The sequence below is a fragment of the Actinophytocola sp. genome, from assembly GCF_045807065.1.
In the GTDB taxonomy this organism is placed as follows: domain Bacteria; phylum Actinomycetota; class Actinomycetes; order Mycobacteriales; family Pseudonocardiaceae; genus Actinophytocola.
The window spans coordinates 1-14,664 of record NZ_JBJMIE010000707.1; the positions used below are offsets into that span (position 1 = coordinate 1).

Here is a 14,664-nt window from a genome sequence, read left to right on the forward strand (position 1 = left end):
CCGAGCTTGCCGGCGGGCACGGAGTAGCTCAGCGTGACGTGCACCTCGGTGCCGCGGTCGCCGACCTTCAGCTTGTCCCGGTCGACGCCGGACCCGACCTCGACCACCTCGCCCATGAACTCGTGGCCGAGGATGTCGCCGTTCTGCATGGTCGGCACGTAGCCGTCCACCAGGTGCAGGTCCGAGCCGCAGATCGCGGTGGACGTGATGCGCACGATCGCGTCGCGGCTGTTGAGGATCGTCGGGTCCGGCACGTCGCGGACCTCGACCTTGTTCCGTCCGGCCCAGGTGACCGCCCTCATGCCAGTGCCTCCTTCGCCGGGTTCTCCGCCAGCTCCTCCTTGGACAGCGGCTGCGCGGGCCGCTGCGGGAACTCCCTGCGCGCGTGCTTGCCCCAGGGCGCGCCGTCGGACCGCACGACCTCGCCCGTCTCGAGCACCTGCTTGAACCTGCGCAGGTCGTCGTCGAGCTGCTGGTGCGGCTCCTCACCGAAGTACCTCGCGACGGCCTTGCCGAGCTTGCCGCCCGGGATGTCGTAGCTCATGGCCACGTGCACCTCGGTGCCGACCCCGTCCGGCGCGGTCGTGAAGCGCACGGTGCCGGTGTTCGGCACGTCGGCCTCGCCGGTGGACCGCCAGGCGATGCGCTCCCCGGGGACCTCCTCGGTGATCTCGGCGTCCCACTCGACGTCCTGGCCGAACGGGGCGCTGGCGTGCCAGTGACTGGTCCTGTCGCCCGTGACCCGGATGCTTTCCACGTGCGCCATGAAGGCGGGCAGGTTCTCCAGCCGGCGCCAGTACTCGTACACCTGCGCCACCGGCTTGCGAACCGTGGTGGTCGCGGTCAGTTCCATCGTTGTTCCTTTCTGGGGACCCAGCAGCACGCTCGCGGTGATGTCGGCGGCGGTGACGCCGGCGACGGACGCGAGGGCGAAGGCCAACCGGCGGCGTGTGTTGCCGGGCCGCAGCATCGCCCGGCCGAGCATCGCGAGGTCGAGGACGTCGCCGGCGACCCTGGCCCACAGCCAGAGCCGCGGCTGCCGGCGGGAGAGGATGGCGGTGCCGACGGCCAGCTCACGGGCGCCGCCGACACCGGCCATGACGGCGCGGTTCTTCGGGTTGTCACGGACGCCGACCGCGCGGTCCATCCTCCTGGGGGAGAGGACCTGCGCGGCGCCGAGGCCCACGCTGAACCACCCGAGGCCGCGAGCGAGCCGTTCCGGCTTGTTCATGGTCGAGGTCATGGCCCGGTGGGTACCCCTCCTATCGGCGGTTATCTCCACTCGGCGTGTTTGACTGTCTCCCCGTGCGGGACATCTGGCGCGAGCAGTTCGACGAGTCACCCGGCTACCTGGACTTCGCGCGGGTGGGCCCGCCATCACGCGCCGTGGTCGAGGAGAGCGGCGCGCTGCTGGGCAGGCTGGCGACCGCCGGACCGTCCACGGTGGACGACCTGATGGGCTGCGACGAGCGGGCGCGGTCGGCAGTGGCGCGCCTGTGCGGCGCCGTCCCCGATCGGGTGGTCCTGCTCCCGCACACGAGCCAGGGCCTGTTCCACGCGGCGTTCGGCGTGCCGGCCGGCGAGGTGCTGGTGTCGGCCGCGGAGTTCCCGGCCAACACCTACCCGTGGGTGCGCGCCGAGCAGGCCGGCCGGCTGACCGTGCGCCGGCTGCGCACGCCGCGCGTCACCCCGGAGGCGGTCGCGGCCGCGTTGACACCCGGCACGACCGCGGTCTCGGTGAGCGCCGTCGACTTCCGCACCGGCTACCGCGCGGACCTGGCCGCCCTGCGCGAGGTCGTGGGCGACCGGCTCCTGGTGGTGGACGGCATCCAGGGCGTCGGCGTGGTGGACGAGCCGTGGGAGGCCGCCGACGTGCTGGTGTGCGGTGGGCAGAAGTGGCTGCGCGCGGGGTGGGGGACGGGTTTCGCGGTGCTGTCGGAACGCGCGCTGGCGCGGCTGGCCCCGCTGCTCACGGGGTGGACCGGGGTGCGCGACCCGGCCGTGTTCGACGACGAGATCCACGAGGTCGCCCCGGACGCCCGGTCCTGGTCGGTGAGCAACCTGAGCCCGGTCAACGCGGGCGCGCTGGCTCGGGCGCTGGAGCTGGCCGAGGAACTGGGCCAGGCGGTGATCGCCCGACGGATCGCCGACCGCGTGGCCGAGCTGGCGGAGCTGCTGCGCGGTTGCGGCGCCGAGATCGTCTCCGCGACCGACCGCGGCGCCGGCATCCTGGCGTTCCACGTGCCCGGCCACCCGACCGAGGAGGTGGCGGCCGCACTGTCCACGGCGGAGGTCACGGCGACGGTGCGCCCCGACCACGTCCGCCTGTCCCCGCACGCCTCGACCGGCGCCGAAGCCGTCGAGCGGGTCCGTGCGGCGCTGGCCGAGGTGCTCGGGCGGCGGGCGGGGTAGTGCCGTGGGTGGGGAAGGGCCACCGGCGGCGATGACTCACGCGCCGGTTGTCGCGGTGGTGTCAGCCGCCGACCACCATCCAGTTCAGCACCGGCGTGCTCTGCAGGTACACCAGGACACACATGAACAGCAGGAAGACCAGGCTCCAGCCGAGCACGCGGCGGAACAGGTCGCCCTCGCGGCCCTCCATGCCGACCGCGGCCGAGGCGATCGCCAGGTTCTGCGGTGAGATCATCTTGCCGAGCACGCCGCCCGAGGAGTTCGCCGCCGCCATGAGCGTGGCGGAGAGGTTGGCGTGCTGGGCCGCGGTCACCTGCAGGACGCCGAACAGCGAGTTCGACGAGGTGTCCGAACCCGTGACGGCGACGCCCAGCCAGCCGAGGATCGGTGACAGGAAGGCGAAGGCGCCACCCGCGCCGGCCACCCACAGCCCGAGCGTGGTGGTCTCGCCGGACTGGTTCATGATGAACCCGAGTGCCAGCACGAGCATCACGGTCAGGATCGCGAACTTCAGCTGGTCCAGCGTCCTGCCGTAGGCACGCAGCGCCCGGCCCGCGCCCACGCCCAGGATCGGCAGCGTCAGCAGGCCCGCGATCAGCAGCAGCGTGCCCGCCGCGGACAGGTAGTTGAGCTTGAACGTGGTCGCGACCGGGTCGCCGGCGGCGTTGAAGATGTGCAGCCCCGGCCAGTTGACGATCCGCGTGACCGACTCCAGCCCGGTGCCGGACTGGCCGGGCTTGGCCGGTGGTTTGCCGGTGATCGCCGGCACCCGCGTGGCGAGCACGAACACGACGATGATCACCAGGTAGGGCGCGTAGGCGCGGAACACCTCCGCCCGGGTGTCGCGCCTGGTCTCGACCCTGGTCGCACCCCCGCCGGTGGTCCGCCCCGGCTCGGTTCCCGCCGGCGCTTCCGTGTAGGACTCGGCCGGCTGCCAGACGCGGGTGAACAGCAGCACCGCCAACGCCGACGCGAGCGCCGCGACGATGTCGGCCAGCGGGATGGACCAGTAGTTCGACGCGAGGAACTGGAAGACGCCGAACACCAGCCCGCACAGGAGGGCGGGCGGCCACATCTGCCGCACCCCGCGCCGTCCGTCCACGATGAACACGAGCCCGAGCGGCACGAGGACCGACAGCACCGGGGTTTGCCGGCCGACCATCGCGCCGAGGTCGTCCAGCGGCAGCCCGGTGACGCCGGCGAGCGTGACGATCGGGGTCGCCAGCGCACCGAACGCGACCGGCGCGGTGTTCGCGACCAGGGCCAGCGCGGCGGCCTTGATCGGCCGGAACCCCAACGCGATCAGCATGACCGAGGTGATCGCGACCGGCGTCCCGAACCCTGCCAGCGCCTCCATCAGGGCCCCGAAACAGAAGGCGATGATGATCGCCTGCACCCGCTGGTCGTCGCTGACGGAGGCGAACGACCGGCGCAGGACGTCGAAGTGCCCGGTCTCGACGGTGAGGTTGTAGATCCAGATCGCGTTGATGACGATCCACATGATCGGGAAGAACCCGAAGGCGGCACCCCAGAGTCCGCTGTTCAGCGCGTCGAGCACCGGCATCGAGTAGACCCAGACCGCCAGCACGACGGCCACCGCCACCGCGACCAGCGCCGCGAGCCACGCCCGCAACCGGACCACGCCCAACAGCACGAACAACACGAGCAGCGGCAGGATGGCGACGAGGGAGGAGAGGCCCAGGGAGTTCGAGACGGGGCTGTAGTCCTGCTGATAGTCGGCGAGAAACATGAACACCCCTTTGATCGCAGGGACGGGGAGTTCCGATCAACATAACCTCGCTGACAACCCCACCGCACGATCCAGCTTCCAACCGGCGGAACAACGGGAGTACCGCCGTTCGTTCTAGGCCATGCCGAACAGGAGGCAGCCATGAACGGTTGGTTTCGCCGGTGGCGGAAGAGCAGAGGGCTCACAGCGAGGCGGTGGGCCGGCTGGCCCGGCAGGCGAACGAAGTCCGCCAGGAGCCGCCGGGACCGCCGCCGCGACAGGCGCCCGACCGGCTGGGACGAGAGCACCCGCTACGACGATCCTTCCCAGTGACCGGGCGTCGCGCCGCGTAGGCGGCGCCGGCGCCGACTCCGAGTCGTGACCTGAGCCCGGGCAACGGCTTCGGCCCCGTCCTCCGTCTCTCCTGCACCAGGAGGCACAGGGAGGACACCCATGAACCACAGGCTGGTCGGGCTCGCACTGATGCTGGGCGTCGCGACCGGCCTTGCCACGGCGTGCACGAGCGACAGCTCGGACAGCGCGTCGTCGCAGGGCGCGGTCGCGTTGCCCAGTGACAGCGGCAGTGACAGCGGGAGCGGCAGCGGCAGCGGTGGGTCGAAGTCGCCCGAGCGGGCGGACAAGCCGAGCACCGCGGAGAACGTCAGCCAACCGGGCGTCGACCGGCTGCTGGTGCGCACCGCGAACATGGACCTGTCGGCCCGCGACGTGCTCGGGACCGTCGGCCGCGCACGGGACGTCGCGACCACCGAGGGCGGCTACTCCGGCCGCGAGAACGTCCGCGCCGGAGCCGCGACGCTGACCCTGCTCATCCCGTCGGACCGGTTCGACCGGGCGTTGGACGAGCTGGGCGGGCTGGGCCGGGTGACCGCCCAGGACCAGGCGGCGGAGGACGTCACCGAGCAGGTGGTCGACCTGGACAGCCGGGTCGCGACCCAGCGGGCGAGCGTGGACCGGGTGCGCGCGCTGCTGGCCAGGGCGGGCACGGTGGACGAGATCGTGCGCATCGAGCAGGAACTGACGACGCGCGAGGCGGACCTGGAGTCACTGGAGCAGCGGCGGCAGGCACTGGGCGGCCAGGTCGCCATGTCCACGGTGACCGTCCGGATCAGCAAGGCCGACGCGCCACCCCCACCGAAGCAGGAGGAACGCGGCGGGTTCCTCGCCGGCCTGTCCGACGGCTGGGACGCGTTCCTCGACGCCGGCGGCGTCACGTTGCGGGTGCTCGGCGCCGTGCTGCCGTTCGTGTTCGTGCTGGGCGTGCCCGCCGCGCTGGTCCTCCGCTGGCGCCGCCGCCGTCGACCGGCGGTCGCCCAGCAGCCGTGAGGACGTGCGGTCCGCGGCCGGATCGAGCACGATCGGTTCGGACTGGCGGGAGCCGTCCCATGTCCACTGATGCGGGCATGATGGCTACATGCTCACCGAGGAGGAAGCGGCGATCGTCGCGGTTGTGGCCGAGTTCGTCGACCGCGAGGTCCGGCCGGTGGCGCGCGAGTTGGAGCACGCGAACGCCTACCCGGAGAAGCTGATCGACCAGATGAAGGAGCTGGGTGTCTTCGGGCTCGCGATTCCCGAGCCGTGGGGTGGGGCGCACGTGTCGGCGCAGTGCTACGCCGCGGTGACCGAGGAGCTGGCGCGTGGCTGGATGAGCCTGGCCGGCGCGATGGGCGGGCACACCGTGGTCGCCAAGCTCCTGGTCGCCCACGGCACCCGCGAGCAGCAGGACCGCTACCTGCCGAGGATGGCCACCGGCGAGGTCCGGGCGACCATGGCGCTGACCGAGCCGGGCGGCGGGTCGGACCTGCAGGCGATGCGGACCACCGCCCGCCGGGACGGGGAGTCCTATGTGGTCAACGGGGCCAAGACGTGGATCACCAACGCACGGCGGTCCCGGCTGGTGGCCCTGCTGTGCAAGACGGACCCCGACGCCGAACCGAGGCACGCCGGCATCAGCATCCTGTTGGTGGAGAAGGGTTTCCACATCTCGCGGGACCTGCCCAAGCTGGGGTACAAGGGTGTGGAGAGCTGCGAGCTGTCCTTCGACGACGTCCGCGTGCCCGCCACCGCGCTCCTCGGCGGCGTCGAGGGGCAGGGGTTCGCGCAGATGATGAAGGGCCTGGAGATCGGCCGGATCCAGGTCGCCGCCCGGGCCACCGGGGTGGCCAAGGCCGCCCTCGACGACGCCCTGGCCTACGCCCAGCAGCGCGAGGCGTTCGGCAAGCCGATCTGGCAGCACCAGTCGGTCGGCAACTACCTCGCGGACATGGCCACCAAGCTGGAAGCGGCCCGCCAGCTCACCCACCACGCGGCCCGCCGCTACGACTCGGGTGAACGCGCGGACCTGGAAGCGGGCATGGCGAAGCTGTTCGCCTCCGAGACCGCGATGGAGGTCGCCCTGGACGCGGTGCGGATCCACGGCGGCTACGGCTACTCGACCGAGTTCGACGTGGAGCGGTACTTCCGGGACGCGCCGCTGATGATCGTCGGTGAGGGCACGAACGAGATCCAGCGGGGCGTCATCGCCCGCCAGCTGATCAGGCGGTACCCGGCATGAGCCCGCTCGCCGGCATCACCGTCGTCGCCCTCGAACAGGCCGTGGCGGCGCCCTTCGCGACCCGTCAGCTCGCCGACCTCGGCGCCCGCGTCATCAAGATCGAGCGGCCCGGCGTCGGCGACTTCGCCCGCGGCTACGACCGCACCGTGCACGGCCAGTCCAGCTATTTCGTGTGGCTCAACCGGGGCAAGGAAAGCGTCGAGGTCGACATCAGGACCGACCGGGCGCTGCTCGACGCGTTGCTGGCGCGGGCGGACGTGTTCGTGCAGAACCTGGTGCCCGGTGCGGTCGAGCGCCTCGGCCTGGACGCGGCCACGCTGCGGGAGGCCCGGCCGGAGCTGATCCACTGCTCGATCTCCGGCTACGGCACCACCGGCCCGTACCGGGCGAAGAAGGCCTACGACCTGTTGGTGCAGTGCGAGACCGGGCTGGTCATGTCCACCGGCACCCCGGACGCGCCGGCGAAGGCGGGCGTCTCGATCGCCGACATCGCGACCGGGATGTACGCCTACAGCGGCATCCTGACCGCGCTGTACCACCGCGAGCGCACCGGCGAGGGCGCCACCGTGCACGTGGCGATGCTCGACGCGCTGGGGGAGTGGATGAGCCAGCCGGCCTACTTCTCCCGCTACGGCGACGAACCGCCGCGCCGCACCGGCGCCGCGCACCCGTCGATCGCCCCCTACGGTCCACACCGGACCCGGGACGGCGAGGTGTTCCTCGGCATCCAGAACGAACGCGAGTGGGCGGTCCTGTGCCGGGACGTGCTGGGGCGCCCGGAACTGACCGCCGACCCACGCTTCCACAGCAACGACGACCGGGTGTCCAACCGGGACGAGCTGACGAGCATCATCGAGGAGGTGTTCGCCGGCCAGGACGCCGAGGGCGTCGTCGAGCTCCTCGAACGCAACGGCATCGCCAACGCCACCCTGCGCACGCCCGAGGAGTTCACCCGCCACCCGCAGCTGGCCGCCCGCGACCGCTGGCGCCCGGTCGACACGCCCGGCGGCACGGTGGACGCGCTGCTCCCACCCGTCGACATCGCGGGACAGGAACCGGTGATGGGTGCCGTGCCCGCGCTCGGTGAGCACAACGAGAAGATCCGTACGGAGGTGGCGAAGTGACCGACGTGGTCGAGCGCACCGAGTTCCTGGGACCCGAGCCGGCGCGGGCGCTGGCCGCGCTGCTCGGCGTCGAAACCCCGGACCTCGACGCGCTTCCGCCGCTGTGGCACTGGGTCTACCTGCTCGACCGGCCGTCCCAGGCGGACCTCGGCCCGGACGGCCACCCGGTCCGCGGCGCCGTGCCCGCGCCGCCCGCGCCCGGCCGCCGCCGCATGTGGGCGGGCGGTCGGGTCACCACGCGTGGGCCGCTGCGGTGCGGCGAACCGGCCACGCGGCGCTCGACCGTCCTGTCGGTACGGGACAAGCAGGGCCGTTCCGGGGCGCTGACCTTCGTCGTGGTCCGGCACCAGGTCGTCCAAAGAGGACAGACGGTGGTCGACGAGCGGCAGGACATCGTCTACCGGCGGCCGACCCCGCTGTCGCTGCCGGCGCACGGTCCGGTGGTCCCACCCGCCGACGACGAGTGGTCCGTCGAGGTCACCCCGACACTGCTGTTCCGCTTCTCCGCCCTCACCTACAACGCCCACCGCATCCACTACGACCGCGACTACGCCCGCGACGTCGAGGGCTATCCGGGACTGCTCACCCACGGCCCGCTGCAGGCGCTGGCCATGGCCGAAGCCGCCCGCGCACAGGGCGGTTGCGGCGACGGGCTCTTCGAGTACCGGCTCGTCGCGCCCCTGTTCGACCACCAGGGCATGGTCGTGAGCGCCCGGAACGGCACCACCGCCGTGCGGGACGTGCACGGCCGGCAGACCGCGACGGGCACGCTGAAGAGCGCATGAACATCGCGGCCGCGAGGACGTTCCTGTTCGTGCCGGGACATCACCCGGACCGCTTCGCCGGGGCCGCGGCCAGCGGCGCCGACGTGGTGGTGCTGGAGCCGCGGACCGGATCGAGGTTCGGGCTAGCGCTCAGTGTCCCGGAAATCCGGTCGCACTGCCCGCGCCGTCACCGGTCGGCGCGGATGTCCACGGTCGACGGCACGCTGTGCCGGCTCGGCGTGGTGTCCGTGGTGCTCCCGATCAGGAGCATGAGGATCACGACAAGCGCCACTGTCAGCGCCAGGACGAGTTTGACGAAAGCTCCGACGGGTATCGCAACTATCATTTCTTTCCCTCCTCGAGCCCACGCGAACCGGCTCTCTCCTGAAGAATGTGGGACTACCACACGCTAGAGCCGCGCGAGGGGGGCCGACAGAGGACTTGGAGAGGGAAACAAGAGCCCTTCGATATTTGACAAATGGATTGTTCGTTGTTCCTGATCTGCCGTGGTGAACTGCAAAAGTTCACGCCTTCGACGAGAATTATGGTCGGTTATTATCCGGCGACACGGCATTTGTCCTGTACTGCACTCTAATGTACTAGCGGTGCCCGCACAAATGCCCGGTAAACCCGCGATCACCTGCTTTCCGTGGCCATCCGCACGCCGAGCGCGACGAGCACGGTGCCGCTGACCGCGTCGAGCCGGCGGCGGACCGAGGACCGCCGAAACCACCCGCTGGCACCGTCGGCACCGCACCCGCGAACCCGCGCACCGCGGCCCGTCGCGATGCGGAGATCAGCACGACCGCGACGACGAACTCCGGCAGCGCCCCGACAAGCTCCATGAGGGACGTCCTCGCCACGGTGGGGAGTGCACCGCAAGCGCAGGCGACCGGTCGGGTCAGGACGGTGCCGCGTACCGCTCCGCGGCGGTGGTCACGGCGTTGAGCAGGCAGCCCACCAGCGGGTGCCGGCGCGTGCCCCGCCGGATGGCGGCGTAGAGCGTGCGATGGACCCCGGGCCGGCGGACGCCGAGCAACCGGACGCCGAGCAACCGGACGCCGCCGCCGTCCAGTCCCGGCGTGGCGACGCTGGGCAGCAACGTGATCCCGTGCCCGGCCCGGACCAGGGCGGTGGCGACCGCGAAGTCACCGCAGTGCGCCACGACGTGCGGGTCGTACCCGGCCAGGGCACAGGACCGGCGCAGGATCGTCTCGCAGGCGCTGCCGGCGCTCGGCGCGATCCAGCGCTCGTCGCGCAGGTCGGCCAGGTCCACCTCCGGCCCGGCGAGGCGATGGCCGGCCGGCACGGCGACCAGCAGGGCCTCCGTGAACAGGTCGACGCGCTCGACGTGCGCCGGGGACCGGGCCGGTAGGAGGGTGTACTCGCAGCCGAGGACGACGTCGAGGTCGCCGCGCGCCAGGACGGGCAGGCCGTCCTCCGGTTCGCACTCCTCGACGCGCAGGTCCAGCTCGGGGGCCGTGTCGCGCAGCGCTGCCATCGCCGCGGGCAGCAGGGTCTGGCCGAGGGTGGCGATGGTGCCCACAGCGACCGTGCCGCGCAGGCCGTCACCCAGATGGGCCATGTCGGCCTCCGCCGCCTCCAGTCCGGCGAGCACCTGGCGCGCGTGCCCGGCCAGGCGCTGACCGGCGGCGGTCAGCCGCGCGGTGCGTCCGCCGCGGTCGACCAGGGACACGCCGAGCTGCCGTTCGAGCGCGGCGACGTGCTGCGACACGGCGGGCGGGGTGAACGTCAGCGCCCGCGCCGCCGCGGCGATGCCGCCGTGCTCGGCCACCGCCAGCAACACCCGCAGACGCCGCACGTCGAGCATGAAGTGATACTACAAACCCGCCGAAGGATTCGTTACTGGCGCTTACGGCCGGCGGGTCGCACGCTGGGGGCATGACTCTGGGCTCGGTACTGACGGCGATGGTGACCCCCTTCGACGACCACCTGCGCGTCGACGAGGAGGCCTTCGTGTCCCTTCTGCACCACGTGCTGAACACCGGGTCGGACGGCGTCGTGGTGGCCGGCACCACCGGCGAGCCGGCCACGCTCACCGTCGCCGAACACCTCCGGCTGATCGAGCTGGCGTGCACCGAGCGCCCCGCCGGGACGCGGGTGATCGCCTCGACCGGCTCGAACAACACCGCGCACGCCTGCGAGCTGAGCGCCCGCGCCGTGGAGCTGGGTGCCGACGCCGTCCTGTCGGTGGCGCCGTACTACAACCGGCCGAACCGCCGCGGCATCGTCCGGCACTACGCGGACGTCGCCAAGGCCGCGAGCAGGCCCGTCGTGCTGTACAACGTCCCGGCCCGCACCGGTGTCGACCTGCCCAACGACCTGCTCGCCGAGCTGGCCCAGCTCGAGCACGTCGACTACGTCAAGCAGGCCGACGACGCCAGCCTGGCTCCCGTCGACGGGCTGGGCCTGTACGCGGGCAACGACGACCTCTTCGCCCGCACCCTCGACCTCGGCGGCTGCGGCGGCGTGCTGGTCGCGAGCCACGTCGCGGGCCCGCTGATGCGGCGGATGGTCGACGAACCCGAGCGGTGCGCGGAGCTCGACGAGTCGCTGCGGCCGCTGTACCGGGCGCTTTCGGTGACCACCAACCCGATCCCGATCAAGGCGGCACTCAACCTGCTCGGCCACCGCGTCGGCGGCCTGCGGCTCCCCCTGGTCGAGGCGGACGAGACGGAGAGCGAGGTCGTCCGCGCCGCGCTGGCGGCCCTGCCGGGGGGACTCGGCCAGCGGGCGCGGTGACGGGCGGACCCCGAGCCCCACCGCCACGGAAAACTCCTCGCCCGTGCAACGTCGCGGCGCACAACTCCGTTTGATCACCGGTTGAGCGGCGGCCGGTGATGCGTCGCCGCATGGTGACTGGAGGGGTTGATGATCCGCAGAGGGGCTCGCTCGGGCCTGCTCGCCGCCGTACTGGCCGCCGGGGTGGTCGTGCCGGCCGCGGCGGCCGCGCCGCCGGCGGTGGCCGGGACGCCACCCGGACCGGCCGTCACCCTGGTGACGGGGGACGAGGTCGTCTTCGGGGGGATGGACGGTGTCGTCGTGCACCCGGCGAAGGGCCGTGAACACGTCAGTTTCTACAAGCGGAAGGACGTCGACGGCGACATCCACGTCGTCCCCGAGGACGCGGTGACGCCGCTGGCGCGCGGCACGCTGGACCCGCGGCTGTTCGACGTCACCGAGCTGGTGCGGGACCGGTACGACGACGCGTCGCGGCGCACGCTGCCGCTGATCGTCGACTACAAGGGGCGCACGCCACGGGCGGCCGGCGCGCGGGTCACCCGCGAGCTGCCGGCCATGAGCGCCGCCGCGGTGTCCGTCGAGCGGTCCGGCACGTTCTGGGCCACGGCCCGGAACGCGGAGCACGTGTGGCTGGACGGTCCGGTGCAGGCGAGCCTGGACCACAGCGTCCCGCAGATCGGCGCGCCCGCGGCGTGGGCGGCCGGCTACACGGGTGCGGGCACCACGGTCGCCGTGCTGGACACCGGCATCGACGCCACGCACCCGGACCTGGCCGACGCGGTCGTGGGCGCCAGGAACTTCACCGACAGCGACACCGACGACGACCGGTTCGGGCACGGCACGCACGTCGCCTCGATCATCACCGGCAGTGGCGCGGCGTCCGGCGGGAAGTACCGGGGTGTCGCACCGGATGCCAAGCTGCTCAACGGAAAGGTGCTGGACGACTCGGGCGGCGGCCTGGAGTCGTGGATCATCGCCGGCATGGACTGGGCCGCGCACAGCGGCGCCGAGGTGGTCAACATGAGCCTCGGCAGCCAGTTCCCGAGCGACGGCACGGACCCGATGTCCCAGGCCGTCGACCAGCTCACCGCCGACACCGGCACGCTGTTCGTGATCGCCGCCGGCAACACGGGCGGCGAGGTCACGAGCCCCGGCGCCGCGGACGCCGCGCTCACCGTCGGCGCGGTCGACCGGGACGACCAGCTCGCCGGCTTCTCCAGCCGCCGCCGGCACGGCGGTGGCATCAAGCCGGACATCACCGCGCCGGGCGTGGACATCGTCGCCGCGAAGGCGAAGAACGGCACCATCGGCGAACCGGCCGCGGACGGGTACGTGCGGCTGTCCGGCACCTCGATGGCCACCCCGCACGTCGCGGGTGCCGCGGCCATCCTCGCCGGCGAGCACCCGGACTGGACCGCGGCCCAGCTCAAGCCCGCGTTGACGGGTAGCGCGAAGCCGACCGCCGGGGTGAGCGTGCTCGACCAGGGCGCCGGCCGCGTGGACGTCGCCAGGGCCGTCACCGCGACCGTGTCCGCGACGACGGCGAGCCTCGACGAGGGCACCGCGCAGTGGCCCCACGACGACGACCAGCCGATCGCGAAGACCCTCACCTACACCAACTCCGGCGCCGAGCCGGTCACGCTGGACCTCGCCGCCGCGGTCACCGGTCCCGACGGAGCCGCTGCCCCGCAAGGGATGTTCACGTTCACCCCGGCGCGGCTGACGGTCCCGGCGGGCGGGCAGGCGAGCGCGACCGTCACGACCGACACGACCGTCGACGCGGCCGACGGCCGGTACGAGGGCGCGGTCGTCGCGACGGGTGACGGCCAGTCGGTGCGGACGCCGGTCGCCGTGACCCGGGAGGTCGAGAGCTACGACGTGACCGTGCACGCCGTCAACCGCGACGGCGCGCCGACCGACATGTACTGGTTCGAGTTCGTCGACGTGAACCACCGCGCGGGATACGGGGACTACGACCCGTCCGGCACGGTCGTCACGCGGGTGCCGAAGGGCGAGTTCTTCCTCGACGGCCTCGTCCAGAGCGAGATCGGCGGGGGCCGGTACGACGCCGCCGAGTTCGTCGAGCCGTCCCTGGTGGTCGACGGCGACACCGAGGTCGTGCTCGACGAGCGGCAGGCGAAGCCGGTCGGCTTCCACGTGGACAGGCCGAACGCGAAGGTGGGCGCCGCGCGGTGGCGGTACCAGATGCGAACGGCGTGGGGTGCGGTCGAAACGACGGCCTACCTGCAGGACTTCACGACCGCCCTGTTCAGGCCGTCCACCACCTCGGCGCCGGGCCGGTTCACCTTCTCCGCCGAAGCACGCATGGGGGAGTGGAACGGCACGTCCTTCGACGGCAGCCCGTACCTCTACAGCGTGCGGCACACCGACGACGGCGGGGTGCCCCGGACGCTGGACTGGACCTTCCCCGACTCGGGCCTGGCGAAGGTGCGCTCCGAGCACGCGGCGGCGACGCCCGGCGTGGTCGGCTACCGGGAGAACTTCCTGGTCGTGCCGCTGCCCGGCGCGCTGACCGAGTACTACACGCCGAACGTGCCGTGGGACGGCCAGTTCATCGAGATGGTCGACCCCGCGACCTTCGACTTCGTCTCGGTGGTCGACCAGATCCGGGAGCGCAGCTTCCCGCGCGGCCGCACCACGACGGAGCGGTGGAACGTGGGCGTGTTCAACCCCGCGCTGCCCAACGGCTCGTCGGGTCCGTGGTACTTCGCGGCGCGGCAGGGTGACCAGGTCCGGTTCGCGCTGCCGCTGTTCACCGACCAGGGCCAGGGCCGGGCCGGCTCCGCCAACGCCGACGGCACGACGACGCTGCTGCGCGACGGCGTGGTCGTCGGCGAGTTCCCGGGTGCCGGGGTCGGCCTGTTCACGGTCGATCCCGGACAGGCGCGGTACACCCTGCGCACGTCCGCCGACCGGTCCTCCTACGCCGCACTGTCCACTCAGGTCAGCGCGGAGTGGACGTTCACGTCGGCGCACGTGCCGGGCGAGGAGCCCGCGCTCCTGCCGCTGCTGGCCGTCCGGTTCGCGCCGGACCTCGACGGCCACAACGCGGCCCCGGCGGGCAGGCGGTTCACGATCCCGGTGTACGTGCAGCGCAACGGGAGCGACGAGGTCGGTCCGGTGGGCACCCCGACCGTCGACGTGTCCTACGACGACGGGAAGACCTGGCGAGCGGCGAAGGTGGACCGCACCCGCGGCGGCTGGCGGGCGGTGGTCGACCACCCGACGGGCGCGGTGTTCGTGTCGCTGCGCTCGAGCATCAGCGACCCCGACGGCAAC

At 72.4% G+C, this 14,664-nt stretch carries 11 protein-coding genes and 2 pseudogenes; 8 read left to right on the top strand and 5 right to left on the bottom strand.

The window, feature by feature from the left end:
• Together ACJ73U_RS41420 and ACJ73U_RS41425 are read right to left on the bottom strand one after the other, a co-directional pair.
• A partial coding sequence (locus tag ACJ73U_RS41420) for an alcohol dehydrogenase catalytic domain-containing protein (protein ID WP_407783254.1) occupies nucleotides 1–302 on the bottom strand: 302 nt, incomplete at its 3' end.
• Nucleotides 299–1,243: an SRPBCC family protein gene (locus tag ACJ73U_RS41425; protein WP_407783255.1), complete on the bottom strand. Its 945-nt coding sequence runs from the start codon at nucleotides 1,241–1,243 to the stop codon at nucleotides 299–301. The genes ACJ73U_RS41425 and ACJ73U_RS41420, both read right to left, overlap by 4 nt.
• 62 nt (nucleotides 1,244–1,305) lie before the next feature.
• On the opposite strand from ACJ73U_RS41425, the pseudogene ACJ73U_RS41430 reads away from it, so the two are divergent.
• Nucleotides 1,306–2,403 (top strand): annotated as a pseudogene (locus ACJ73U_RS41430) (aminotransferase class V-fold PLP-dependent enzyme); the annotation flags it as partial.
• 70 nt (nucleotides 2,404–2,473) lie between these two features.
• On the opposite strand, the gene ACJ73U_RS41435 reads toward ACJ73U_RS41430, so the two are convergent.
• On the bottom strand, nucleotides 2,474–4,162 hold the full coding sequence (locus ACJ73U_RS41435) for an L-lactate permease (RefSeq protein ID WP_407783256.1): 1,689 nt from the start codon (nucleotides 4,160–4,162) through the stop codon (nucleotides 2,474–2,476).
• 432 nt (nucleotides 4,163–4,594) lie between these two features.
• Here ACJ73U_RS41435 and ACJ73U_RS41440 point away from each other — a divergent pair, with 432 nt between their 5' ends.
• The 5 genes and pseudogenes from ACJ73U_RS41440 to ACJ73U_RS41460 form a co-directional block, all read left to right on the top strand.
• Nucleotides 4,595–5,485 carry a DUF4349 domain-containing protein gene (locus ACJ73U_RS41440; RefSeq protein ID WP_407783257.1) on the top strand — a complete coding sequence of 297 codons (891 nt, stop codon included), beginning with the start codon at nucleotides 4,595–4,597 and terminating at the stop codon, nucleotides 5,483–5,485.
• Between the two features lie 88 nt (nucleotides 5,486–5,573).
• Entirely contained in the window at nucleotides 5,574–6,713 is a 1,140-nt protein-coding gene (locus ACJ73U_RS41445; RefSeq protein ID WP_407783258.1) for an acyl-CoA dehydrogenase family protein, read from the top strand.
• Nucleotides 6,710–7,837, top strand: coding sequence for a CaiB/BaiF CoA transferase family protein (locus ACJ73U_RS41450; protein WP_407783259.1), 1,128 nt, complete (start codon nucleotides 6,710–6,712; stop codon nucleotides 7,835–7,837). The genes ACJ73U_RS41445 and ACJ73U_RS41450 overlap by 4 nt, the downstream gene beginning before the upstream one ends.
• On the top strand, nucleotides 7,834–8,622 hold the full coding sequence (locus ACJ73U_RS41455; protein WP_407783260.1) for a MaoC family dehydratase N-terminal domain-containing protein: 789 nt from the start codon (nucleotides 7,834–7,836) through the stop codon (nucleotides 8,620–8,622). The genes ACJ73U_RS41450 and ACJ73U_RS41455 overlap by 4 nt, the downstream gene beginning before the upstream one ends.
• Nucleotides 8,619–8,720 (top strand): annotated as a pseudogene (locus tag ACJ73U_RS41460) (CoA ester lyase); the annotation flags it as partial. The gene ACJ73U_RS41455 and the pseudogene ACJ73U_RS41460, both read left to right, overlap by 4 nt.
• 68 nt (nucleotides 8,721–8,788) lie before the next feature.
• Here ACJ73U_RS41460 and ACJ73U_RS41465 read toward each other — a convergent pair.
• Together ACJ73U_RS41465 and ACJ73U_RS41470 are read right to left on the bottom strand one after the other, a co-directional pair.
• Complete coding sequence (locus tag ACJ73U_RS41465) at nucleotides 8,789–8,947, bottom strand: hypothetical protein (protein ID WP_407783264.1); 159 nt, start codon at nucleotides 8,945–8,947, stop codon at nucleotides 8,789–8,791.
• Nucleotides 8,948–9,502: 555 nt separating this feature from the next.
• The gene (locus ACJ73U_RS41470) at nucleotides 9,503–10,432 is read right to left on the bottom strand and encodes a LysR family transcriptional regulator (protein ID WP_407783261.1); all 930 of its coding nucleotides are present in this window, start codon (nucleotides 10,430–10,432) and stop codon (nucleotides 9,503–9,505) included.
• A gap of 71 nt (nucleotides 10,433–10,503) precedes the next feature.
• Between ACJ73U_RS41470 and dapA the strand changes: the two genes are divergently transcribed.
• Together dapA and ACJ73U_RS41480 are read left to right on the top strand one after the other, a co-directional pair.
• Nucleotides 10,504–11,364: a 4-hydroxy-tetrahydrodipicolinate synthase gene (dapA, locus tag ACJ73U_RS41475; RefSeq protein ID WP_407783262.1), complete on the top strand. Its 861-nt coding sequence runs from the start codon at nucleotides 10,504–10,506 to the stop codon at nucleotides 11,362–11,364.
• Nucleotides 11,365–11,493: 129 nt separating this feature from the next.
• Nucleotides 11,494–14,664 (top strand): S8 family peptidase (locus tag ACJ73U_RS41480; RefSeq protein ID WP_407783263.1); only part of this gene is annotated, 3,171 nt, incomplete at its 3' end.